The sequence below is a fragment of the uncultured Parabacteroides sp. genome (genome assembly GCF_947855115.1).
Lineage (GTDB): Bacteria > Bacteroidota > Bacteroidia > Bacteroidales > Tannerellaceae > Parabacteroides.
The window spans coordinates 30,869-53,495 of sequence record NZ_CANTZW010000019.1 but is presented as its reverse complement, the minus strand read 5'-3'; the positions used below and the strand labels follow the sequence as shown (position 1 = coordinate 53,495).

Sequence of the window (22,627 nt, the reverse complement as noted above, 5' to 3'; positions counted from 1 at the left end):
TATTTAAATTATTAAGTTATGAGAAAGAATATTGTTGCAGGAAACTGGAAAATGAACACTACTCTTGCCGAAGGTCTTGCTTTGGCTAAAGGTTTGGACGAGGCTTTGAAGGGTAAGACTCCGAATTGCGATGTGATCATCGGTACTCCGTTCACTCACTTGGCAAGCGTAGCTGCCGCTATCGATACAAACAAGATCGGTGTCGCAGCCGAGAACTGCGCCGACAAGGAGAAGGGTGCTTATACAGGCGAGGTTTCTGCCGCTATGGTAGCTTCTACGGGCGCTAAATATGTGATCTTAGGCCACTCTGAGAGACGTGCTTATTATCATGAGACACCGGAGATCTTGAAGACGAAGGTTGAGTTGGCTTTGGCTAACGGCTTGACTCCTATCTTCTGTATCGGCGAGGTATTGGAAGAGAGAGAAGCTGGCAAGCACTTCGAGGTGGTAGACGCTCAGATCGCCGGTTCTTTGTTCGACCTTTCCGCCGAGGATTTCGGTAAGATCATCTTGGCTTACGAGCCGGTATGGGCTATCGGTACAGGTAAGACCGCTTCCGCTGAGCAAGCCGAGGAGATCCACGCTCATATCCGCGCTACTTTGGCCGCTAAATATGGCAACGAGGTAGCCGATAACTGCACGATCCTTTACGGTGGTAGCTGCAACGCCGGCAACGCGAAGGAATTGTTCGCTAAGCCGAACGTAGACGGAGGTTTGATCGGTGGCGCTTCTTTGGCCGTTGACAAATTCATGCCGATTATCGAGGCTTTTAATTAATTATAATAAGAAGGTATCTTTCCCCCCCGGTGAGAACGGGAGGAGAGATACCCTTTTTAATGTTCTGTCTATGAAAAGAATTCCTTGTATCTTATTGTTATTCGCCTTTATGATGGCCGGAACTTCATCCTTATTCGCCCAGACGGTGCCGGAGGGTGAGCGCTCGACCATATTCGATGCGTTGAAGGAGCCCGGTTTAGGAAAAGGCGAGGTCGTTATCAACCAGTCTGCCGCTATCAGCGGGATGGTGGGAGAACGTATGCGTGGAGCGAACGTAGAGACGACAGACAGCCTTACCTTCTTGAAGGTACAAGGGTATCGTACACAGGTATTTTCCGGAAATAACCAACGGGTCTCGAAAGACGAGGCTTTCCGCAAGGAGAAAGAGATCAAGGAGCTTTTCCCCGAAGTCCCGACGTATGTCACGTACAACGCCCCGTTCTGGAAGTTGCGTGTAGGAGATTTCCGCTCGCATGAGGAGGCTTATCATATGATGCGCCTGCTGATGGAGGCTTTCCCGAAATACGGAAAGGAAATGTATATCGTACGAGAAGAGATAAAAATTCCCCTAAATTAAAGAGAATGTCAGAAGTAAACGAAGAGACGCTACGTACCCGGGAGGCCTTAGCCGGCCATTATAAGGATATATTGGGCTTGCTGGGCGAGGATACCGGACGGGAGGGTCTGCTTAAAACGCCGGAACGTGTGGCGAAGGCCATGCAGTTTTTAACCAAAGGATATCACGAGGACCCGGAGGCGGTACTCCGTTCCGCCATGTTTCAAGAGGAGGATTACAAACAGATGGTCATCGTGAAAGATATCGATTTCTTCTCCCTTTGCGAACATCATATGTTGCCTTTCTTCGGTAAGGCTCACGTAGCTTATATCCCCAGGAAGTATATCACGGGCTTGAGCAAGATACCCAGGGTGGTGGATATATTCGCCCGCCGTCTTCAGATACAGGAGCGTATGACGATGCAGATCAAGGAATGTATCCAAAAGACCTTGGATCCGCTGGGTGTGATGGTCGTGATCGAGGCGCAGCATATGTGTATGCAGATGCGTGGCGTGGAGAAACAAAATTCCTTGACGACTACCTCTGATTTCACCGGCTTCTTCCAACAAGCCAAGACACGCGAGGAGTTCATGAACCTGATCAAGCATAATCGCTGATCCGGTATCCTGTTATTATCCCATTGGGCCGTACGTCGCATATTGACGTTACGGCTTTTTTTATGCCTTAATCCTGCCTTTTTGCTTCCCATAGGTCGCTAACCATGACAGAGGCTTTCTACAGATCGACCGAACTAGGAGGCAAGGGAGACGATAAAACCTTCCTTGGGATAAGAATATCGTTGTTTTTATGCACGATAGGTAGCGAAAGCCTATGCGTTAGGCGGCGTTGGGCAACGCCAGTAGTACTGTTGGACGTTGTTGATAGTCGTGAATAGGGTTGTAAGTAGTCGTGAATGGGCATCATAACCTTATTATAACCCAATCCTACCCCGAAGATAAGCCTAAAGAGGCCTATGAATATGAACTACGATGAATTGATTTTACTGGAATGCAAGGCTGTTTTTCGGTATCAATCTAATTAGTAAACGATTAAATATATTTTAACGTGGATTTAGGGAGTCCTTGTATCTTTGTCCGGAATAATAGGCTCCTCAGAGGGTAGGTTTACAAAATGTCAAAATGTAAGTTCCGTTCCAATTTGAATGGGGTGTATATTGTGATGTACGTGTGTACTCTTACCTTTCATCCCCTGAATACTTCCGTTGGTCACAATAATTTGATTGGATATTCCTGTGGATGTAGTTTTGAAATAAAAACGATATGGGCAGGAATCTTTTTATAATAGTTCTATTGTTTATCGGCCCTTTTAGCGGTTGGGGGCAGGTCGATACGATAGCGGACCAGAAGCTGCAGGAAGTGGTGATAATGGCAAAGCTCCCTACGGTAGAGATGAAACCGGGTAAGATGACTTATAGGTTGGATGCCTCCATCACCCAGAGCCAGGGAAACCTCTACGACGTGTTGAGCAGCCTTCCGGGAGTAGTGATACAAAACGATGGCACTATTTTCTTGAATGGCCAAAACGGAGCGAATATCCTGATGGATGGTAAACCCACTTATTTATCGGGCCAGGATCTTATCAATCTCTTGAAATCTACTCCTGCGTCTATCACGGATAAAATAGACCTGATAACACATCCTTCGGCCCGTTACGACGCTAGCGGCAATTCCGGTATCATTGATATACGGACGAAGAAGATACTGCGAAAGGGGATGAACCTCTCGGCGAGCGGCGGTTATGACCAAGGTAAATACGGGGAGGGCTTCGCCTCTGCCACCCTGAACGCACGGACGAATAGATTCAACTTTTATCTCTCTTATTCCTATTCCTTGAAAGATGATTACGATGACCTGTATGCGGAGAGAAACTATCTGGAAGGCTGGCGACCGGAAGGGGAGAGCGGGCAGATGATACAATCTTCCTATCGGACATGGAAGAATCGATCCAACTATTACCGTTTCGGGATCGATTACCAGATGTCGGACAAGACAACGATCGGGCTTTCCACGGATGGTAATCTGGCGAGTAGCAGGGTTGAGGGGGATATGAACTCATCTATTCCTACGCGGTCTTCGCAAACCGAGGGGGTACTTCGTACCTTGAACGACCAGAATCGTTCGCAAGATAATTTTACGGCTGTTTTGTGCATGACACATACCTTTAACTCCGATGGCGGGGTATTGGATGCCTCTATGGACTACCTCCGTTATCGATACGAGGAAGACCAATACCTGAATAGCCGAGATACCCTGTTCGGGGACATGGATGGAGGAATCCGTTTATACTCCGGGCAAGCGAACCTGGTGTGGCCTTTCTCAAAATCCTTCACGTTTCATGCGGGTGCCAAGACCTCTTTCGTCTCTATCGATAATAATGCGGACTATAATCGTCTGCAAGGTGACCGCTGGGAGCCGGATCGCGACTTGAGTTGTGATTTCCGGTACGACGAGAATATAAACGCCGGTTATATACAGCTCGACGCCAAGTTCTCCTCGGTAAGTCTGGAGGCAGGCCTCCGTCTGGAGAATACCCGCATAGAGGGGCAGCAGTCTGGCAACGCTTATCAAAGAGACTCCTCATTTACCGGCCATTATACGCATTTATTCCCTACGCTCGCTGTCCGGTATGCCTTGGGGAATGGGAACAGCCTGGCACTTACTTACGGCAGACGGATCAACCGCCCGAATTACCGGGATTTGAACCCGTTTGTATATATCCACGATGAGTATACATACGACAAAGGCAACACCCTGTTGCGCCCGGAATTATCCGACAATCTGGAACTAGCCTATATACACGGTGATCTGTTCCGGGCGGGGCTAGCTTTCAATTATACGAAGGATGTGATCATCAAGAGCTATCTGGATCAGGGAGATTATGTGGTCTATGTCTCTCCGGAGAATCTTTCTTCCCGCCTCAGCGTAGGGCCCCGGCTCAACACTTCCCAATTGCCGCTGACCTCCTTTTGGGACGTGAATCTCAGTGCTTCCTTGATCTATAACCGGTATCGTTTACCCGAGAATTATCAAGTGAAGGTGAATAAGAGATGGACACCGAATATCGGTATCTCGAATCAGTTTCGCTTTGCCCGGACTTGGAGCGCCGAGCTTGTCGGTTTCTATAACGGGAAAATGGCAGCAGGGCAAGCTACGATCTATCCGTTATGGCAAATAAATGCCGGTATCCGGAAAAAGATATGGAAGGGCAAGGGAACGATCCAGTTGTTCGCACGGGATATTTTCCATTCGAATATATCGAGAATGAGCGTGATGGCTCCTACCCAGCATGCGTTTATAAAAGAGCGGATGAACCGGTCGGTGATAGGTATTTCATTGACCTACCGTATAAATCGCGGCCTGGAGGTGAAAGAATCTCACCGGAAGCATAGCATAGATGAAAGTAAAAGAATAAATTTGTGAAACCTCCAGACAAATGGTTTATGAAAAAGATATATAAGTGGATATATGCCCTGATTTTCGCGGTCTCTCTCTATTCCTGTATCCGTTGGGTCACGGATTACACGAAAGAGGGGCATTACTGGACAAAGTCGATAAGGGGCAGCTTTTTGGAGATCATTATTATAGTTGTGGTCTCTTATCTGTTATTCATTTTCTTTGAAAACAGGATTAACCAAAACCGTACCTCAAGGGAGACCGGTAAATGGAGACAAGTTTGGCGCTTGTATGGGATGCCTTTCTTGTTTATCCTGCTTTGCGTTAACGGGACAATGGCCTTTTCCCATGTATTATTGGGCGGTTCGCTTGAGATGGACGCTATCATAATCGCTAACGTGATAGGAAGCTTATTCGCCTTTATGGTTTATAATGTCCAGCGGGTTCAGATGCTGGATAAAGATTACGCCGAGCAACGTATCCAACTGGAGAAGATCAAGAACGATCAATTACAGACGGAATTGAAGTTCCTGAAATCCCAATATCATCCTCATTTCTTGTTTAACGCTCTCAATACCGTGTATTTCCAGATCGATGAGAGCAACGAGGCCCCGCGCCGCACGCTGGAGATGATATCCGAACTCTTGCGTTACCAGTTGTATGGCGGCAATCAGAAGGTCAATATCCTGCAAGAAATTGATTATTTGAAAACGTATATAGATTTGCGTAAACTTCGTATGAGCGAACGCCTGCGGTTGCATGTGGAGTTTCCGTCCGGATTGAATGAGCTGAAGATTTATCCGTTGCTCTTCCTTCCGTTGGTAGAGAACGCCTTTAAATATGTAGGTGGCGATTATCAATTGGATATTATCATGAAACGGGAAAATAACCGGATCAGTTTGTTTATACGAAACTCCATCCCCGAGCTTTCGGAGGAGGACGAGGCGTTGTGTAAATCGGTGGATGAACGGCAGCGTAAAGGTATCGGTTTAGTAAATCTGCGTCGCCGGTTATCTTTGTTATATCCTAATAAGTATCATTTAGAGACTCGGAAAGGAGAGAATGAGTTCATTGCGGAATTAATGATTGAAATTGAAGATATATGACAATAACCTGTGTGATAACAGATGATGAGCCGATGGCCCGTAAAGGATTGCGATCGTATGTGGAGCGAGTGGATTTTCTCTCCTTGACCGGTGTATGTGAGGACGCTATCCAGTTAAATACCCTGTTGAAAACTCAGCGGCCGGATTTACTCTTGTTAGATATTGAGATGCCTTATCTCTCCGGTTTGGATTTGTTGGCGACTTTGAACCGGCCTCCCAAGGTGATCATTACCTCTGCCTACGAGCGATATGCCTTGAAAGGCTATGAGCTGGATGTCGTGGATTATCTGCTGAAACCTATTTCCTTCGAGCGTTTCTTAAAGGGCGTGAATAAGGTGCATGACCTGTTGGTTCGGGAGAATACACCGGATACGGATGCCTCGTTCTTCGTGAAAAGCGAGAAGCAAATGCGTAAGGTCTTTCTGAGGGATATCTTATTTGTAGAGGCCTTGGAGAATTATGTTAGCATCTATACGACTTCCGGCAGGGTATTGACTCATTCTACCTTGAAGCGGATCGGGGAGTCTCTTCCCAATGAGCGGTTCCTCCAAACGCATAAATCGTATATAATTAATGTGGACCGTGTCGATCTGGTAGAAGGGAATAGATTGCGTATCGAATCCTATCAGATCCCGATCGCCCGTAATCTCAGGGATGTCGTATTTAAGCGTATCCTTAAGAATACGTTGTAATTGCCAATTTATTGTATTTATACGAATTTTGTTCTTCAGGCGTTTTTATAGTAAACTAAAATACGGGAAGTTATGAAGATCAAAAGTTGTGCATGGTTGGTTTGTCTTATTTTGTGTTTGCCTGTAATGATGAGGGCGCAGGTACTGAAAATAGAGAATGGTATGGCTTTCTCTTCTTTGGTGAATGAAGGTGAGGACCTTTTTGATAAGTCTTTGTCATCGTATCAGATGTCTATAGGATTGGATTATTTGGATCAGGGTTGGTATGAATTGTCAAGTAATGTCGGTTACTTACGTAAAGGTGGAAGTTTTGACTTCTATGAGACTACGGATATGGGGCTCGGTATGCACGAGGGGCATATGAAATACAGGCTTGATTATATAACCCTGAATACTACTTTTCGAGTAAAGACTCTTTCGGATAGTGGTTGGAATTTTTACGCAGGTGCCGGACCTCGTGTTGATGTAAATGTGAAGCGTCATATTTCTTTAGGCGATATGGATTCTTTGTTTCCTGGGCAGACAGCTCCTGCCGTGAACCGGATTATTGTCGGATTAAAGTGCGAGGCCGGCGTTAATTATAATTTCGATCGTTATTTGTTGGGGCTAAACGTTAGTTATCTCCCGAGTTTTATAAAGCCTAATAAAGACTTCATTGCCCGTGACCGGACCTTCACGGTTGGGATTTTACTCGGATATAGGTTATAAAGCCATAGAGACGCGGCACGCCGCGTCTCTACGAGTGGGTATTTTGTCAGTTGAATAACATCGGGGCGAATTTCGTGAGATAGATACGCCAGTTTTTCCAGATATGGCCTCCGTCGCTCTCATAGTATTCATATTTGTAGCCGTTTTCGTCTAGTTTCTTGCGGTAGTCTACGTTGTTCTTATACAAGAAGTCGGTTTTGCCGATGGCGATCCAGTACAGCTTCGGGTGCTTGCTGAATTGTACTTTCAGCTTTTCGTCCATATTCTGGTAGATAGGAGATTCGGAACCTTCGCGGGGAAGGATGGCGGCAGAGAATAATCCCACGTAATCGAACATGTCCGGATATTGCTTGGAGATATGCAGGGAGTGGAAACCGCCCATGGAAAGACCGGCTATCGCACGGCTGGATTTCTTCTTTTCCACCCGGTAATTGCTCTCGATAAACTTGATGACATCCGGGAAACTGCTTTCCATGCTACCTTCCATGGTTCTCGGCAGTTGCATACCCGGTTTTACCAATCCCAGGCTGGATTCACCCGGAGCGGCCTCTTGATCCGCGTTTCCGTTTGTCATAACCACGATCATCGGTTTTGCCTTGCCTTGGGCGATCAGGTTATCCATGATCTGCGCCGTGCGTCCTAGGGCTATCCAAGCTTCCTCGTCGCCCCCCATGCCGTGCAATAGGTAGAATACCGGATATTTCTTACCGCTTGTCTCATAGCCTGCCGGCGTATAAATGGTGATACGGCGGGTCTTTCCCAGGGTAGGGCTCTCGTACCAACGGCGGGCGACCGTTCCGTGAGGAACATCATTGACACTGTATAAATCGCCCTGTCCACCTTTGATGATAAAGATATTCGTGACGGATGCCACGTCTCGGTTCAGGTACACATTGTTGGGGTCTGTCGTCTTCAACCCGTCGACGATAAAGGAATAACTATATAGTTCGGAAGGAAGAGGCTCCGGTGTGGTATATTCCCAAACGCCTTCTTTACCTTCTTTTAAGTCTACGGTACCGGGTACGTCCACTAAGCCGAACTGGGTCTCCATTTTTTGCGTGGGGAGGAAATCTCCGGTAAGCTGCACCTTTATCGCTTTGGGAGCCATGAACCGGAAGGTAACGGTATTATCCGGATGGATCTCCGGTGAGATGATGTTCTGACTTCCCCAAAGGGCTTGCTGGGCGAACGAGATCACGCTGATCAGCATGAATACGGCCAAGAATGATAATCTTTTCATAATGATAAATTTATTAATGGTATTACTGTGGTCCAAAGATATTTACAAATGTAATGAATAATACGGATGTCACAAGCTTTTGAAAAATAAATTCTCATAGAGGCGTGCGAATCCCCCGTCCCCACAGGCCTGACTAGATGAATAAATAGGCCCGGTAACGGGTCTCTTCGGAGACTGGACATAAAGAGAGGTATCCTCCTCGAATCTTTCCGTTTTCGATCCGGAGCGGGTAAGCTTCCGTCATGAACCGGTGTTTGTCGAGGGCTTCTCCGGCCTCTTTCTCGTAAGAGACCCGGTAATCGCCGGATGCTCCGGGCGCTACATAGTTCTGGTATAGGCGCAAAGCGACCATTCCCATCGTATACCGCATGTTGATCTCGACGCAGGGATGGATGGCGAAAGATCCGTCTCTTTGCTTATAGACCAGCATATCCACGCCGATATAACCCGCATAAATAGATCCGTATACTTCCTGCAATACGATCCTTACCGCCTCCCGGATACGGGAATATATCTCTTCGCCCGTAAACCGGGTGATGCGGGCAAGCATGGTGGATTGCTCCTCGAGGATATTACCTGTATAAGAACCTCTCTCTTCGGTGTTGAAAACGGACAGTCCCTCATACCGGACGTTACCTTGCCCGTCGGAATAAAATTCCATGGCGAAATCCTGTACCTTATCCAACCCGCTCTCGACGCTGATCGCCCCTTGCTTGTTGAAAGCGCCCGCTATCCAGTTCCTTGCCTTCGTATCCAGCATTTGTTTCTCCAGCCATAGCAATCCCCGTCCGGAGGAGGAATAGGGTGTTTTTAATAAGAGAGGCGCTTCATATGAGAGCATCTGCCTCTCTACCTCCTGGATATCCGTGCAAAAGCAGGGTGCGGTTGGAATGGGGAGACCGGGTAGAAGGGTCTGTAGCTTTTTCAGGCATTCGGCCGCGGTTTGCCTACCGGTAAGGCGAAAATAGTCTTCTTTCCATGTGGGGACCGACAACCGGGCTTTCGTCTTGTCTCTCAATTGCTCGAACAGATGGAGACTATGCGGGGATAGTCCCCACAGAGTAGCCTCCAGAGGAGGAAGAGAGGAAGCGTTCTTGGCCAGCGCCGCCATCGTTACGGGCGTAGGGGCCGGTTGTATCTCTAAGGGTAAATAGGAAAAGTACGAGGAGGGAACCATACTGTCTTCCAGATAGACAAGATCATCTTTCTCCGCGTACCATACCGGTAATAGCGCCAGATCCTTTTGCATCTTGCGGACGTTCATCGGCGCCGTATAGTTCAGTGTTCCCAAAAGTACGGCCGTCTCATGGCCGGGATTGAAATAATGTATACGTGGCATAAAAGCGTAAAAACAACGAAGCCGTCTTTTTTAAGAGACGGCTTCGCTCGGGTTTATGAGGTTGTCATTCCAGATTCTCATCAATGGCATCGATCTTCTTGATCGTCAGAGCCATGTCTTCTTTCAGTTTCTCGATCTTACGTTCCATCTCTTTCAGTAAGCCGCCGCCTCCTTTCGAGGAAATGCTTAAGAAGCCGATGTTGTTCTCGTAAGTCTGAAGCTCGTTCTTCATGCGCTCGTACATACGCATCAACTTGTCGCGTTCGCTGAACAAACGGCCTTTACCTCTCTCTCCGCTGGTCATCTCGCTCAGGTTGTTGCGGAACGATTGCATCTTACGGTCGTTCTGGTCTACTTTCAAGCGATCGAATTGTTGATCTACCGCCTCATGGTATTCCTTGTAAATCTTATCTTTCTCCTTGAACGGTACGAAGCCGATCGTATTCCATTCCGCCATGTAAGTTTTCAAGGCCGCGATAGCCTCATCATGGTCAAGGCTCTCGTCCAGCCCCTTGATCTTGGAGATCAATTCTCTCTTGGCAGCCAGATTGGTCTGCTCTATACTCTTCTGGGAGACAACATTCTTATTCTTTTGCTCGAAGAAGTAATCACAAGCCGTGATAAAACGTTTCCATACGGCATCGGAATGCTTGCGGGCTACGGGTCCGACCGTCTTCCACTCTTTTTGCAAGGCGATCATCTTATCCGTCGTGTCCTTCCAGTCCGTGCTATCTTTCAAGGCCTCGGCTTTCTCGCATAACGCACGCTTCGTTTCGAGGTTTTTCTCCATATCGCTCTTGATAGCCTTGTAGAACTCGCTCTTCTTCTCGAAATAAATGTCGCAAGCGGCGCGGAAACGCTCGAATATCTTCACGTTGTATTTTTTCGGCGCGAAACCGATCGTCTTCCATTTCTCTTGCAAGCCGATTACCTCCTTGTTCTTTTCTTCCCAGTCCTTGAACGATTTCAAGACACTGAAATCAATCGCCTCGATTTGCTCGCAGATCGCCGTTTTCGCTTCCAGGTTCTCTTGCTCCTTGGCTTTCAGTTTCTCGAAATGCTCTTGATGACGCTTGTTGATCACGGTTGAGGCCGCTTTGAAGCGGGCCCATAAGTCCTCGCGCAACTCTTTCGCTACCGGCCCGATCTCGCGCCATTGCTGGTGTAGCTTCTGTAGCTGGTGGAAAGCGGAAATGACATCCGGCTCGTTACCTAGCTTCTCTACGGTCTCGCACAAGGCGGTCTTCAATTCCAGGTTCTTCTTGAAGTCGTAATCGCGGAATTGATTGTTTATCTTGATAATATCGTAGAATTTCTCACTGTAGACTTGATAGTTCTTCCAAAGCTCGTTTACGTGCTCCTGCGGAACGGCTTTCACCTCTTTCCATCTTTGTTGGATATCCTTGAAAGAGTTATACAACTTATTGAAATCGTCTTGGCTTTCGCAAAGCTCTTTCAGTTGGTCGATCAACTGTAATTTCAAGGCGTAGTTGGCGGCCTTTACACGTTCTTCCTCGGCGAGGATGGCGGCTCTTTTCTCTTTATAAGAAGCGAGCAAGTCTTTGATCTTGTTCTCGGTCTCGTCTGCAGGCGCTGTAAAATCCTTTTCTTCGCCACCGTCGGCCATGAATTCCTTCTTAAGTTCTTCCACCTCGTTACGACGGATCTTGTAGTAAGCCTGTTTCAAGGCCTCTACTTCTCCGCGGGAAGTTTCTACGGAAGTCTCAACAAGTTCGGTTAGCTTAGCGAGAATTTCTTCTTTGGTTAATTTACCTGCGGCAATAACAACGGCCGCTTCCGCTGCTGTCTCGTTGGGTTCAACGTCTGCGGTAGCATCGATTTCCGGTGTCTCGACCGGTTTTTTAGTTTCTTCCAATTTCCCGGTTTCTTCCGGCAAATTAGTCTCAAGAGTGTCCTTCATATACAATCGCTTTTAAGAAAAGGATAAATACGTTCCTATATCAAGTCACAAATTAAGCTAAATATTTTTGGATTACAGCATTTCGGGGAAATTATTTATTTAAAAAGTCATTCTGGATATTAATAGACGTTAAGGTCGGGCTATTTTCCCTGTTTCCGGTTGTAGAGACGGGGCGTGCCCCGTCTCTCACCGTCAGGTTATAATTTAGAATTTATCCCAGGAAAGATATTAATACGCCGGCAGCCACTGCCGAGCCGATCACCCCGGATATATTGCTTGCCATGCAGTATTGCAAGACATGGTTCTTCGGATCATATCTCAACGCGATCTCGTTCGCCACGCGGGAGGCCATCGGCACGGCGCTCAGGCCTGTGGCACCAATAAGCGGATTGATTTTCTTCTTGGTAAACAGGTTGAAAATCTTAACAAATAAGATACCTCCGGCGATAGACAGGGCGAATGCCAGGAAACCGCCGATTACGATACCGATCGTTGTCAGGTTCAGGAACGCTTCCGTGGTCATGGTTGCCCCGACCGATAGTCCGAGGAAAATCGTTGCGGCGTTCATGATGCTGTTGGAGGCCGCGTCGAACAGACGGAACGTATTGGTACCGATCTCTTTCACAAGGTTACCGAACATCAGCATACCGATCAAGGGTACGGCGCTGGGGACAAACAGGGCGACCACGGTAGTCACCACGATCGGGAAAACAATTTTCAGCACACGTAAATTCTTGATCTCCGTGTTGGAAGGATATTTCTTCTCTTGTTCCTTCATGTTGATCTGCAATTCCTTCTTGGAGCACAATAGCTTTACCACCAAGGGGATGATAACCGGTACCAAGGCCATGTAGGAATAGGCGGCGATAGCGATCGGGCCCAGCAGATGCGGAGCCAATTTGATGGTCGTGAAGATCGCCGTCGGGCCATCGGCCCCGCCGATGATTCCTAACGCCGCCGCTTCTTTCGGCGTGAATCCCATCAGGATCGCTACCAGAAGCACCGTGAAGATACCCAATTGAGCCGCGGCGCCGAAGATAGACAGGCGAAGGTTGCGGAGCATCGGGCCGAAGTCGGTCAGCGCGCCGACACCCATAAAGATGATCGGCGGCAAGAAACCTGTCTTAATCAACATATAATAAATGAAGTTCATCAAGCCGAGCTCATGGGCGATGTCATGCAACGGCATTTCCCAGATGTTTTTCATCACGCCGTGTACGTTGACCAGTCCGTTCTCGTCTGCTTGGATCACTCCCATATCGCCTCCGGGGAAATTAGCCAGCAATACGCCGAACGCGATAGGCACGAGCAATAGCGGCTCGTATTGTTTCTTGATACCGAGGTAGAGCAATACGAACGCTATGGCGTACATGATCAAGAATTGCGGTTCAGCGATGATATTGCTGAACGCGGTCATCTCGTATAAGTTTTGAAATATCTCGTTCATTATTGAATCGTCATTAATACATCATCCTCAGATACGGCATCGCCGGAAGACAGACAGATCGCCGTGATCGTCCCCCCGAACTCGGCACGTACGGCATTATACGTTTTCATGGCCTCCACGTAGCAGAGCACATCGCCTTCTTTCACTACATCGCCCACTTTCACCGGGGTATCGGAGGCGTTCTTTACCAAGAAGAATTTACCTTCTAGCGGAGAAAGCACCTCTTTTCCCGCTCCGGCGGGAGCGTTTGCCGTCTCTGGGGCTGCCGGGGCGGGAGCTGCCGCCGCTGCCGGCTTGGTTTCCGGGGCCGTGCCGTTGGTGTCGCCGAAAGCGACTGTCACGCGGTAAGCCTGCCCGTTTACGTCTACGGTCATGACTTGCGGAGTTGTCGGCATAGCGAGCGTGGCTACAGGTGCCGGGGCCGGCGCTACCGGTGCGGCGGGCGCAGCGGGTTTGCCCGCGTTCGCTTTATCTGCTTTACGTTTGGCCACGTCTGCCTTGAACTCTACCTTGGCCTTACCGGAGCGATAAGCCTCATATTGGGCGGGATGCATGGCGTATTCGAAAAGCTCTTCCTCGTCTTCGCCGACTTCCCATTGTCTCTCGTTCATCAACTTGCGATATTTGTCCAATGCGTCCGGGTAATTATCTTGAGGATTGCCCTTGAAGAACTTGCGTCCCTCTGCTTGCGCTTTCTCGATGATCTCGGGGGCCAACGGGCCTGGGAGCCGTCCGGCTTTTCCAAGGATCATGTCCCAGATGTCATCGGCGATCATGCTCCAGCGGGCTTTACCTTTCTCCATCTGCATGACGTTCATCAAGGCCAGATTTTTCACGTATTGGCTGAACGGGGTTACCAATGGAGGATAACCTACACGCGGCCATACGTAGGCTACCTCGTCGAACAACTTGATCAGCAGTTGGTCTTGCGACATCAGCGGTTTGTTGTTCTTTATATTGTTCTTGTTGATCGTCTCTAGGTTCTTCTCAAGGTCTGCCATCAAGCTGCCCATCATACCTCCCGGAAGGCCCGGGCCGATCAGCAAGGAGTTCATCAAGCGGTTCTTCGGGCTGATGTACAATCCTAGGAAATCGTCCATAAATTCCTGGATCAAGGCGCGGACCTTCATATAAGCCTCCATGTTGATCTCCGGAACCTTATAACCCGCATCTTTCAGCATGGCTTGCACGGTTAGCAAGTCGGCGTGCCCGGTACCCCAGGAAAGCGGCTCCATGCCTACGTCGATGTAATCGCAGCCCGCGTTACAAACCTCCATGATAGAGGCCACGTTGAAGCCTGGACCGGCATGGCTGTGGTATTGGATGGGGATCTCCGGGTATTTTTCCTTGATGTTGGCAACGATACGTCCCAATGTGTACGGACGTCCGATACCGGCCATGTCCTTGATGCAGATCTCGTCCGCTCCTAGCTCGATCAGCTCGAATGCCATCTTGGTATAATATTCCACCGTGTGTACCGGAGAGTGCGTGATACATAAGGAGCATTGCGAGATCATGCCGGCCTCTTTCGCGTATTTGATAGACGGTGCGATATTCCGTACGTCGTTCAGGCCGCAGAACGTGCGGGCGATGTCCGTTCCCTGCGCTTTCTTTACCTTATAAAATAGCTGGCGCACGTCGTCGGGCACCGGGCTCATGCGAAGGCCGTTCAGCGCACGGTCCAACATATGGGTCTGGATACCTGCCGCATGGAAAGGTTTTGTCCATTCGCGGACAGCTTTATTGGGATTCTCGCCGAATAATAAGTTGACTTGTTCAAATCCTCCGCCATTCGTTTCCACCCGGGCGAAACAGCCCATCTCGATAATTGCCGGAGCGACTCTGGTTAGCTGGTCTACGGTCGGGACATATTTTCCGGCAGATTGCCACATGTCTCTGAAGACCAAACTGAATTTGATTTCTCTTTTCATGATATTAAAATGTGTATTATTTATACTTTCTCGATTTTGATAACTTTTCCCTGCCCGCGGGTCACGGCGCTGATTGCCGATATGATGGCTGCCGTTTCTTGTCCGGAAAGGTTACCGGTGATGGCTTGTGCCGGAGTGGCCGCTTGTGTCCGGACGGCCGCTGTCGCCGGTTTCTTCGCTATGATCTCTTCCGGCGCGTATTTATTCACCAAGACGATGAGTCCTTTTCCCAGATAAATAACGATCAGAAGGATAGCGAACACGGTGGTCATTCCCACTACCATTAATAAAAGTCCTATTTCTATATTCTCCATATTTTGTATTTGTGGCTAGCTTAAAAAAGGTTCTTACAAAGAATTGAGCAACTTCAGCCCAATTAAAAACAATCGCAAAATTATAAAATAACGGGAAAACGATCTGTTACATTTTAATTAAAAAAACGAAAATAAATAAGCGAAAGGGCGTTAAAGGTGAATGATTGTCAGTATAAGGCAGTTAGATGGGATTTTCTCGTACAATTGTAAGGTTTGTTTTACCTTCGGAAAAACATGCACGTCTTTCTAAAAAAACACGTACGTCTTTTCCGGAAAACATGTACGACTTTTCCGGGAGACACGTACGTGTTTTTTCGGGGTGTCTACGGCTGTGTCTCGTCGACGGCGAAATCATCTTGAAACGTTTGTCGCGAACTCTTTCGCCGGAAACGGAGTTAATGTTATCTTCGCGGCAAAACTATAATAATATTTAAGGTATAAGACCATGGGAAATTTCTTTACATCTCTGTTCTCGTCTTCCAAGACGGCCGGGTCGACGGAGGATAAGGCGAAAAATGAGCAGAAAAACTTCGATATCCTGAAATATGACGGTATCCGTGCCCAAAAGGTGGGAAAAGTCGCTTACGCCATCAAATGTTTTACGGAAGCGCTGAATATACGGGAGGATTTCGAGACGATGAATTATCTTGTCTCCGCTTATACGGTGGCCAACGACCTGGAGAAAGCCGGGGAAGTGTTGAACCGGATGGTCGAGCTGGAGCCGGATCATGTCGCCACACGTTTGACCCGTGTCAACCTATTGTTTATGCTGGATAAAGACGCGGAGGCCATAGCCGATTGTTTGCGTGTGATCGAGCTGGAACCCTCCAATCATATCGCGTATTTCATGATGGCGAAAGCGAAGAGAACGACGAATGACTTATTGGGCGCTATCGCCGACCTGACAAGGTCTGTCGCCTTGAAAGAAGATTTCGCGGACGCTTATTTGCTGCGGGCGGAGATCCTCTTGGGGCTGGGGCAGGCTAAAGAGGCGCTGGCCGATGTGGAGAAAGCGATAGAGATCGTGCCGGAAGAAGAAAGCTCTTACCTGCTGAGAGGACGTATCCGCGTGGCGCTGGGTGATGTCGATGCGGCAAGCTCGGATTTCCAGAGAACCTTGGATTTAAACCCCTTTAATGAAGAAGCTTGCGTCTTATCCGGCCGGTTGCTGATCGAGCGGGGGAAATACGACGAGGCCATCGCGTTCTTCAACGAGGCTATTGATACGAATCCCTCTTTCGCCAAGGCTTATAGCGAGCGCGGGCGGGCCAAGAACCTGAAAGGCGATAAGGCCGGGGCGTTCGAAGACTTGAAGAAATCGCTGGAACTGAACCCGGAAGGAGAGGAGGCCCAAAAGATGAACGGGCAACATTCGAATTTCGATAATATGTATAAAGGGGGGATCTTTTGAATTCGTAAAAAATCGCGCAACCCTTTGTTTATTAAAAAAAAGGCTCTATCTTTGCAGCCCGAATCAGTATGCGAATAATAATAAATAAAATAGAAAGATGAAAAGAACATTCCAACCTTCCAACAGAAAAAGAAAGAACAAGCATGGCTTCCGTTCCAGAATGGCTACCGCTAATGGCCGTAGAGTATTAGCTTCTCGCCGCGCTAAAGGCAGAGCGAAATTAACGGTATCCGACGAGTACAACGGATAATCGGTCTCGTTATAAAGATTTATAAGGAAAGTAGAGGTTTTTTACTAAAAAGCCTTTACTTTCTTTGTTTTTATAGTATTGTGTCGGTGGGAATTGGTCTATATGCCGTTTTTTTCCTACTTTTGGACCGCCTACAAATACATACGTGAAATGAGTAACTTTTTTGTAAGACTAATAAAGAACCCGTTTATCATCAACCTCTTGTTGGTGGTGGTCGTGTCGTGTGGCGTTGTCTACGGCGTGCTGGCATGGCTGGATTCTTATACCCGGCATAATCAAGCGGTGATCGTTCCGGACGTGAAAGGGATGAAGCTGGAAGATGCCGCCGAGTTCTTCCGGAATAATAAGCTGCGCTATAACGTGATCGATTCCGTGTTCTCGAAAGACGTGGCCCCGGGCTCCATCGTGGAGCTGGTTCCCGGTGTCGGGTCTAAGGTGAAAGAGGGACGGATCGTCTTTGTCACGATTAACGCGCTGACCTCCCAGATGGCCGTGATACCGGAGGTGGAAGACCTGTCTTTCCGCCAGGCGTACGCCTTATTGAGGGCCCGCGGTTTCTCGTCGGTCGAGATCGAGTATGTGCCGGGCGATTATAAAGACTTGGCGATGGGCGTAGAGTTAAACGGGCGTTCGTTGCTCAAGGGAGAGCATGTGCCGCTGGCCGCTCATCTCGTATTGAAAGTAAGCAGTGGCGACCCGAATATGCTTCCCGACTCCTTGGCTTTGGATAGCATCCCGGTGGAACCCTTGGATAGTGATATAGAAAACTGGTTTTAAAGGAATGGGCGGGTTTTTGGACGATATGGATGATGAGCGGGTAGACGACCTGTTGATGCCGGAAGAAGACGAAACGTCGCCGGGCCAGATGTATGAGCATTTCCGCTTCGTGGCGGATAAGGGGCAATCCCTGCTCCGGGTGGATAAGTTCTTGGTAGACCGCATGATGGGAGCTACCCGTAACCGTATCCAGTTGGCGGCCGAGGCGGGGTGTATCTTGGTGAACGATAAGCCGGTGAAAAGTAATTACCGGGTGAAACCTCTCGATGTGGTCTCTATCGTGATGGATCGCCCTCGCCGGGAGCTGGAGATCATCCCCGAAGATATCCCTTTAGATATAGTATATGAAGACGACGACTTGCTGGTGGTGAATAAACCGGCAGGCTTGGTCGTGCACCCCGGTCACGGCAATTATACCGGAACCTTGGTGAACGCCTTGGCGTATTATTTAAAGGATGATCCCTACTACGATCCTTCCGATCCTCGTTTGGGCTTGGTACACCGCATCGACAAGGATACGTCGGGCTTGCTGGTGGTAGCCAAGCGTCCGGAGGCCAAGAGTAATCTCGGCTTGCAGTTTTTCAATAAGACGACCAAACGTAAATACCGGGCCTTGGTATGGGGGATCATCCAGGAGGATGAGGGACGTATCGAGGGAAATATCGGGCGTGACCCGCGTGACCGTATGCAAATGACCGTCTTCCCGGAAGGCGACCAGGGCAAGACCGCCGTTACCCATTACACCGTGTTGGAGCGCCTGGGATACGTGAGCCTGGTGGAATGCCGCCTGGAGACGGGGCGTACGCACCAGATTCGTGTACATATGAAATATATCGGCCATACGCTTTTCAACGATGAGCGGTATGGTGGCCATGATATCCTGAAAGGAACAACTTTTGCTAAATATAAACAGTTCGTGCAAAACTGTTTCGCTATTTGTCCGCGTCAGGCCTTGCATGCTAAGACGTTGGGGTTCGTTCATCCTACTACGGGAGAGGAGATGTTTTTCGATTCCGAGATTCCTTCCGATATGCAGCGACTGATCGACAGATGGCGTGTATACGCGAACACTAAAGAATTGTAAAAATGAAGAGGAACATCGCTATTATAGCAGGAGGAGATTCCTCCGAGATCGTTATTTCATTAAAAAGTGCGGACGGGATCTACTCTTTTATTGATAAAGACAAATATAATTTATATATTGTCATCGTTAAGAAGGATGAGTGGGCGGTTGTACTTCCCGGCGGGGAACATGCGCCGATCGATAAGAATGATTTCAGCTTCAAGGAGAATGGCGTGGCGAGACATTTTGACTTCGCTTATATAACGATACACGGTACTCCGGGCGAGGACGGGCGTCTGCAAGGATATTTCGATATGATCGGCATGCCTTACTCGTCGTGCGGGATGTTGGTGAGCGCTTTGACATTCAATAAGTACGTATGCAATCATTACTTGAGAAATTTTGGCGTGAGAATTGCCGCTTCCATTCATTTGTTTAAGGGCGAGACTATTACGGACGAAGAGGTAGTGAACCGTTTGGGTTTGCCTATTTTCGTGAAGCCGAACGATGGAGGTAGTAGTTTCGGCGTGACAAAGGTAAGAGAGGCCTCCGCTATCCAGCCCGCTATCGCCAAGGCGTTCGGGGAGGGACGAGAGGTGATCTTGGAGAGCTTTATCGATGGGACGGAAGTGACGTGCGGCTGTTACAAGGTAGAAGGCAAAGAGGTGGTCTTCCCGCTGACCGAGGTGGTTACGGATAACGAGTTCTTCGATTTCGACGCGAAGTACAACGGGCAGGTAGACGAGATCACCCCGGCCCGTATCTCTGCCGGCTTGACAGAGATGATACAGCGCGAGACATCGAGGATTTATGATATATTGGGCGCCAAGGGGTTGATTCGTGTGGATTATATCATTCCGGCAGACGGGGAGCCCGTATTGCTGGAAGTAAACACGACACCGGGAATGACGTCTACCAGCTTTATCCCGCAGCAGGTACGCGCGGCGGGATTGGATATCAAGGATGTCATGACAGATATTATTGAAGACGAGCTCAAAAACAGAAAAACAAAATAAATATGGATACAGAAACAGTTTCCCCTAATTTCGACGACATCCGTCCGCTGAACAATAGTGAGGTGAAGGACGCGATTGAAAAATTGGTCGCTAATGAGGATTTCGAGCGGGCTTTACGTTACATAAAGCCGAATTTGAATTGGGAGGAATTCTCGGCTGCCATGCGTGCTTGCAAGACGAAGGAGGAGTTTAAATCTACTTTGGCCTATGACGCTGTAATGACGGTGGCGAAAAAAACTACTTTCTCGCTTACTATCTCAGGGCGTAGCCGCCTGCCGAAAGACAAGGCCGCGTGTACGTTTATCTCGAACCACAGGGATATCGTATTGGATGCCTCCTTCTTGAATGTCATGTTGTATGATGTTGGTTATGGTATGACGCAGGTCGCTATCGGCGACAACCTTTTGATCCGTCCGTGGATCGAGACGTTGGTCCGCTTGAACAATAGCTTTATCGTGAAGCGCGGCGTTTCTGTCCGTCAGATGCTGGAGGTCAGCAAGACGCTTTCCTCTTATATCCATCATGCGATCAAGGACGTGAAAGAATCTATCTGGATCGCTCAGCGGGAGGGACGTGCCAAGGATTCGGACGATCGTACGCAGGGTAGCGTACTGAAGATGCTGAGTATCGGGGGCGACAAGGATAACTTGTTGCTGAACTTGATGGACTTGAATATCGTGCCGGTCGCTATCTCCTACGAGTTTGACCCTTGCGATTTCCTGAAAGCGAAAGAGTTTCAGATGAGGCGGGATGATCCGGATTTCGTGAAATGCCAGCGGGATGATCTGTTGAGCATGGAAACGGGTATCCTGAATAATAAGGGGCGTGTCCATTTCACGATCACTTCCCCGATCAATGACTCCTTGGTTAAGCTAGACAAGGATATGGAGAAGAACGAGCTGGTGAGCGCTATCGCCTCCGTTATCGATCGGGAGATCTATAAGAATTATCGTTTCTATCCTTGTAATTACGTAGCTTATGATTGGCTGAACGGTACCCGCCGTTTCCACGAACATTACGGGCCGAAGGATAAAAAGCAGTTCGAGGAGTATATACAAGGGCAGTTGGATAAGATCGTTCTTCCGAATAAGGATGAGGCGTTCTTGCGTAAGAAACTGTTGGAAATGTACTCCAATCCGTTGAAGAATTATTTGACGACTTTATAAGTTTCAATTGATTTTGAAAAAGAGGTGTTGTAAAAGGGCGGAGGATGCCTTTTGCGACACCTTTTTTTGTAGACCGCTGCGTCTATGCCTGCGGATATCCGCATGAATGTATGTTTCTTAACATACGCTTTCGGTGACATATTGTAATCTCCTATTTCGTATCTTTGGCATATACGGTAAGAAACGCTTACAGTATGCGAATCATTTAAATCAGTAGCAGTATGAAACCGGAAGATTACATCACCCGTGAGGAGAAGTATGGTGCTCACAATTATCATCCCCTGCCTGTGGTCTTGAGAAGAGGCGAAGGTGTTTTCGTATGGGATGTGGAGGGAAAACGTTATTTTGATTTCTTGTCCGGATATTCGGCGTTGAGCCAAGGACATTGCCATCCTAAGATCGTAAAGGCCCTGATGGAGCAAGCGGAGAGACTTACGCTTGTATCTCGTGCCTTTCATGCTGATATACTTGGTGAATACATGGAATTTACCTGCAAATTCTTCGGGTATGACAAGCTCCTGCCGATGAATACGGGAGCCGAGGCGGTAGAGACGGCCCTGAAGCTTTGCCGCCGGTGGGGGTATCGCCGGAAAGGGGTTGCCCCGGAACATGCGAAGATCGTGGTTTGTAGCGAGAATTTCCACGGACGTACGATCACGATTATTTCCATGAGTACGGACCCTAGCTCATATGCCGATTTCGGTCCTTATACACCCGGCTTTATAAAGATACCCTATAATAATGTGGATGCGTTGGCCGGGGCCTTGAAAGAGCCCGGTGTGGTAGGCTTCTTGGTAGAACCGATCCAAGGCGAGGCCGGGGTAGTGGTGCCCGACGATGGTTACCTGCGGGATTGCTATGAGCTTTGCCGTCAGCGGAATGTGTTATTTATTGCGGATGAGATACAGACGGGTATCGGACGTACCGGTAAGTTGCTGGCTTGCGATTACGAGGGAGTCCGTCCGGATATCTTGATTTTGGGGAAAGCGTTGTCCGGCGGGGTTAGCCCGGTATCGGCGGTGTTGGCAGACGATGAGATCATGCTTACGATCGCTCCGGGAGAACACGGCTCTACGTATGGTGGAAATCCGTTGGCGGCGAAAGTCGCTATCGCCGCCTTGGAGGTGGTACGTGATGAGCGTTTGTCGGAAAACGCGTTTAAGATGGGCGAATTGTTCCGTAGTGAGATGGAGCGGATCGAGAACCCGATGATCCGGAAAGTACGTGGCAAAGGTTTGCTGAACGCGGTCGTAACGGAACCTAAAGACGGGAAGACCGCTTGGGATATCTGTCTGGCGCTGAAAGAAAACGGTTTGATCGCTAAGCCTACTCATGATCATATTATCCGCTTTACGCCTCCTTTGGTGATTACGGAGGGGCAAATGATGGAAGCGATTGGTATCATACGAGATACATTCGCTAAATTCTAGGAAATAATGAATTTATTACCTCTGTTCGTACATCCATATACCTATCAGTTTGTTATCCATATACCTAGTT

General features: G+C 48.4%; 20 protein-coding genes. 14 read left to right on the top strand and 6 right to left on the bottom strand.

From position 1 onward, the window contains the following. Positions 1-18 precede the first annotated feature (18 nt). From tpiA to Q0110_RS12200, 7 genes are all read left to right on the top strand, one after another. Positions 19-777 carry a triose-phosphate isomerase gene (gene tpiA / locus Q0110_RS12230; protein WP_297906551.1) on the top strand — a complete coding sequence of 253 codons (759 nt, stop codon included), beginning with the start codon at positions 19-21 and terminating at the stop codon, positions 775-777. A gap of 70 nt (positions 778-847) precedes the next feature. Further along, positions 848-1,354 carry an SPOR domain-containing protein gene (locus Q0110_RS12225; protein WP_297906549.1) on the top strand — a complete coding sequence of 169 codons (507 nt, stop codon included), beginning with the start codon at positions 848-850 and terminating at the stop codon, positions 1,352-1,354. Positions 1,355-1,359: 5 nt separating this feature from the next. Further along, complete coding sequence (gene folE / locus Q0110_RS12220; RefSeq protein ID WP_297906546.1) at positions 1,360-1,950, top strand: GTP cyclohydrolase I FolE; 591 nt, start codon at positions 1,360-1,362, stop codon at positions 1,948-1,950. Between the two features lie 663 nt (positions 1,951-2,613). Continuing rightward, entirely contained in the window at positions 2,614-4,773 is a 2,160-nt protein-coding gene (locus Q0110_RS12215) for an outer membrane beta-barrel protein (RefSeq protein ID WP_297906543.1), read from the top strand. 20 nt (positions 4,774-4,793) lie between these two features. Next, positions 4,794-5,852 (top strand): histidine kinase, encoded by a 1,059-nt coding sequence (locus Q0110_RS12210; RefSeq protein WP_297906540.1) that lies wholly within the window; start codon positions 4,794-4,796, stop codon positions 5,850-5,852. Next, positions 5,849-6,544, top strand: coding sequence for a LytTR family DNA-binding domain-containing protein (locus Q0110_RS12205; protein ID WP_297906537.1), 696 nt, complete (start codon positions 5,849-5,851; stop codon positions 6,542-6,544). The genes Q0110_RS12210 and Q0110_RS12205 overlap by 4 nt, the downstream gene beginning before the upstream one ends. A 72-nt stretch (positions 6,545-6,616) precedes the next feature. Then, positions 6,617-7,252 carry an outer membrane beta-barrel protein gene (locus tag Q0110_RS12200; protein WP_297906534.1) on the top strand — a complete coding sequence of 212 codons (636 nt, stop codon included), beginning with the start codon at positions 6,617-6,619 and terminating at the stop codon, positions 7,250-7,252. A 46-nt stretch (positions 7,253-7,298) separates the two neighbouring features. On the opposite strand, the gene Q0110_RS12195 is transcribed toward Q0110_RS12200, so the two are convergent. The 6 genes from Q0110_RS12195 to Q0110_RS12170 form a co-directional block, all read right to left on the bottom strand. Further along, positions 7,299-8,492: an esterase gene (locus tag Q0110_RS12195; RefSeq protein ID WP_297906530.1), complete on the bottom strand. Its 1,194-nt coding sequence runs from the start codon at positions 8,490-8,492 to the stop codon at positions 7,299-7,301. Positions 8,493-8,625: 133 nt separating this feature from the next. Further along, positions 8,626-9,831, bottom strand: a complete 1,206-nt coding sequence (locus Q0110_RS12190) for a hypothetical protein (RefSeq protein WP_297906527.1) — start codon at positions 9,829-9,831, stop codon at positions 8,626-8,628. A gap of 64 nt (positions 9,832-9,895) precedes the next feature. Beyond that, positions 9,896-11,752, bottom strand: a complete 1,857-nt coding sequence (locus tag Q0110_RS12185) for a DUF349 domain-containing protein (RefSeq protein ID WP_297906524.1) — start codon at positions 11,750-11,752, stop codon at positions 9,896-9,898. A gap of 211 nt (positions 11,753-11,963) precedes the next feature. Then, on the bottom strand, positions 11,964-13,199 hold the full coding sequence (locus Q0110_RS12180; RefSeq protein WP_297906522.1) for a sodium ion-translocating decarboxylase subunit beta: 1,236 nt from the start codon (positions 13,197-13,199) through the stop codon (positions 11,964-11,966). Further along, positions 13,199-15,130: a biotin/lipoyl-containing protein gene (locus Q0110_RS12175; RefSeq protein ID WP_297906519.1), complete on the bottom strand. Its 1,932-nt coding sequence runs from the start codon at positions 15,128-15,130 to the stop codon at positions 13,199-13,201. The genes Q0110_RS12180 and Q0110_RS12175 overlap by 1 nt, the downstream gene beginning before the upstream one ends. Positions 15,131-15,150: 20 nt before the next feature. Then, positions 15,151-15,444 carry an OadG family protein gene (locus tag Q0110_RS12170; RefSeq protein ID WP_297906516.1) on the bottom strand — a complete coding sequence of 98 codons (294 nt, stop codon included), beginning with the start codon at positions 15,442-15,444 and terminating at the stop codon, positions 15,151-15,153. Between the two features lie 445 nt (positions 15,445-15,889). Between Q0110_RS12170 and Q0110_RS12165 the strand changes: the two genes are divergently transcribed. The 7 genes from Q0110_RS12165 (at position 15,890) to rocD (ending at position 22,557) form a co-directional block, all read left to right on the top strand. Then, positions 15,890-16,855: a tetratricopeptide repeat protein gene (locus tag Q0110_RS12165; RefSeq protein WP_297906513.1), complete on the top strand. Its 966-nt coding sequence runs from the start codon at positions 15,890-15,892 to the stop codon at positions 16,853-16,855. A 97-nt stretch (positions 16,856-16,952) separates the two neighbouring features. Continuing rightward, positions 16,953-17,105, top strand: a complete 153-nt coding sequence (gene rpmH / locus Q0110_RS12160; protein WP_005633099.1) for a 50S ribosomal protein L34 — start codon at positions 16,953-16,955, stop codon at positions 17,103-17,105. 150 nt (positions 17,106-17,255) lie between these two features. After that, positions 17,256-17,882: a PASTA domain-containing protein gene (locus Q0110_RS12155; RefSeq protein WP_297906510.1), complete on the top strand. Its 627-nt coding sequence runs from the start codon at positions 17,256-17,258 to the stop codon at positions 17,880-17,882. Between the two features lie 4 nt (positions 17,883-17,886). Further along, positions 17,887-18,966 carry an RluA family pseudouridine synthase gene (locus tag Q0110_RS12150; protein ID WP_297906507.1) on the top strand — a complete coding sequence of 360 codons (1,080 nt, stop codon included), beginning with the start codon at positions 17,887-17,889 and terminating at the stop codon, positions 18,964-18,966. A gap of 2 nt (positions 18,967-18,968) precedes the next feature. Then, positions 18,969-19,961: a D-alanine--D-alanine ligase gene (locus tag Q0110_RS12145; RefSeq protein ID WP_297906504.1), complete on the top strand. Its 993-nt coding sequence runs from the start codon at positions 18,969-18,971 to the stop codon at positions 19,959-19,961. 2 nt (positions 19,962-19,963) lie between these two features. After that, positions 19,964-21,127, top strand: coding sequence for a 1-acyl-sn-glycerol-3-phosphate acyltransferase (locus Q0110_RS12140; RefSeq protein ID WP_297906501.1), 1,164 nt, complete (start codon positions 19,964-19,966; stop codon positions 21,125-21,127). 221 nt (positions 21,128-21,348) lie between these two features. Continuing rightward, positions 21,349-22,557, top strand: coding sequence for an ornithine--oxo-acid transaminase (rocD, locus tag Q0110_RS12135; RefSeq protein WP_297906498.1), 1,209 nt, complete (start codon positions 21,349-21,351; stop codon positions 22,555-22,557). Positions 22,558-22,627 lie beyond the last annotated feature (70 nt).

Coding starts and splice junctions, on each gene's coding strand:
- tpiA (WP_297906551.1), top strand. CDS start 19: ATGAGAAAGAATATTGTTGCAGGAAACTGGAAAATGAACACTACTCTT.
- Q0110_RS12225 (WP_297906549.1), top strand. CDS start 848: ATGAAAAGAATTCCTTGTATCTTATTGTTATTCGCCTTTATGATGGCC.
- folE (WP_297906546.1), top strand. CDS start 1,360: ATGTCAGAAGTAAACGAAGAGACGCTACGTACCCGGGAGGCCTTAGCC.
- Q0110_RS12215 (WP_297906543.1), top strand. CDS start 2,614: ATGGGCAGGAATCTTTTTATAATAGTTCTATTGTTTATCGGCCCTTTT.
- Q0110_RS12210 (WP_297906540.1), top strand. CDS start 4,794: ATGAAAAAGATATATAAGTGGATATATGCCCTGATTTTCGCGGTCTCT.
- Q0110_RS12205 (WP_297906537.1), top strand. CDS start 5,849: ATGACAATAACCTGTGTGATAACAGATGATGAGCCGATGGCCCGTAAA.
- Q0110_RS12200 (WP_297906534.1), top strand. CDS start 6,617: ATGAAGATCAAAAGTTGTGCATGGTTGGTTTGTCTTATTTTGTGTTTG.
- Q0110_RS12195 (WP_297906530.1), bottom strand. CDS start 8,492: ATGAAAAGATTATCATTCTTGGCCGTATTCATGCTGATCAGCGTGATC.
- Q0110_RS12190 (WP_297906527.1), bottom strand. CDS start 9,831: ATGCCACGTATACATTATTTCAATCCCGGCCATGAGACGGCCGTACTT.
- Q0110_RS12185 (WP_297906524.1), bottom strand. CDS start 11,752: ATGAAGGACACTCTTGAGACTAATTTGCCGGAAGAAACCGGGAAATTG.
- Q0110_RS12180 (WP_297906522.1), bottom strand. CDS start 13,199: ATGAACGAGATATTTCAAAACTTATACGAGATGACCGCGTTCAGCAAT.
- Q0110_RS12175 (WP_297906519.1), bottom strand. CDS start 15,130: ATGAAAAGAGAAATCAAATTCAGTTTGGTCTTCAGAGACATGTGGCAA.
- Q0110_RS12170 (WP_297906516.1), bottom strand. CDS start 15,444: ATGGAGAATATAGAAATAGGACTTTTATTAATGGTAGTGGGAATGACC.
- Q0110_RS12165 (WP_297906513.1), top strand. CDS start 15,890: ATGGGAAATTTCTTTACATCTCTGTTCTCGTCTTCCAAGACGGCCGGG.
- rpmH (WP_005633099.1), top strand. CDS start 16,953: ATGAAAAGAACATTCCAACCTTCCAACAGAAAAAGAAAGAACAAGCAT.
- Q0110_RS12155 (WP_297906510.1), top strand. CDS start 17,256: ATGAGTAACTTTTTTGTAAGACTAATAAAGAACCCGTTTATCATCAAC.
- Q0110_RS12150 (WP_297906507.1), top strand. CDS start 17,887: ATGGGCGGGTTTTTGGACGATATGGATGATGAGCGGGTAGACGACCTG.
- Q0110_RS12145 (WP_297906504.1), top strand. CDS start 18,969: ATGAAGAGGAACATCGCTATTATAGCAGGAGGAGATTCCTCCGAGATC.
- Q0110_RS12140 (WP_297906501.1), top strand. CDS start 19,964: ATGGATACAGAAACAGTTTCCCCTAATTTCGACGACATCCGTCCGCTG.
- rocD (WP_297906498.1), top strand. CDS start 21,349: ATGAAACCGGAAGATTACATCACCCGTGAGGAGAAGTATGGTGCTCAC.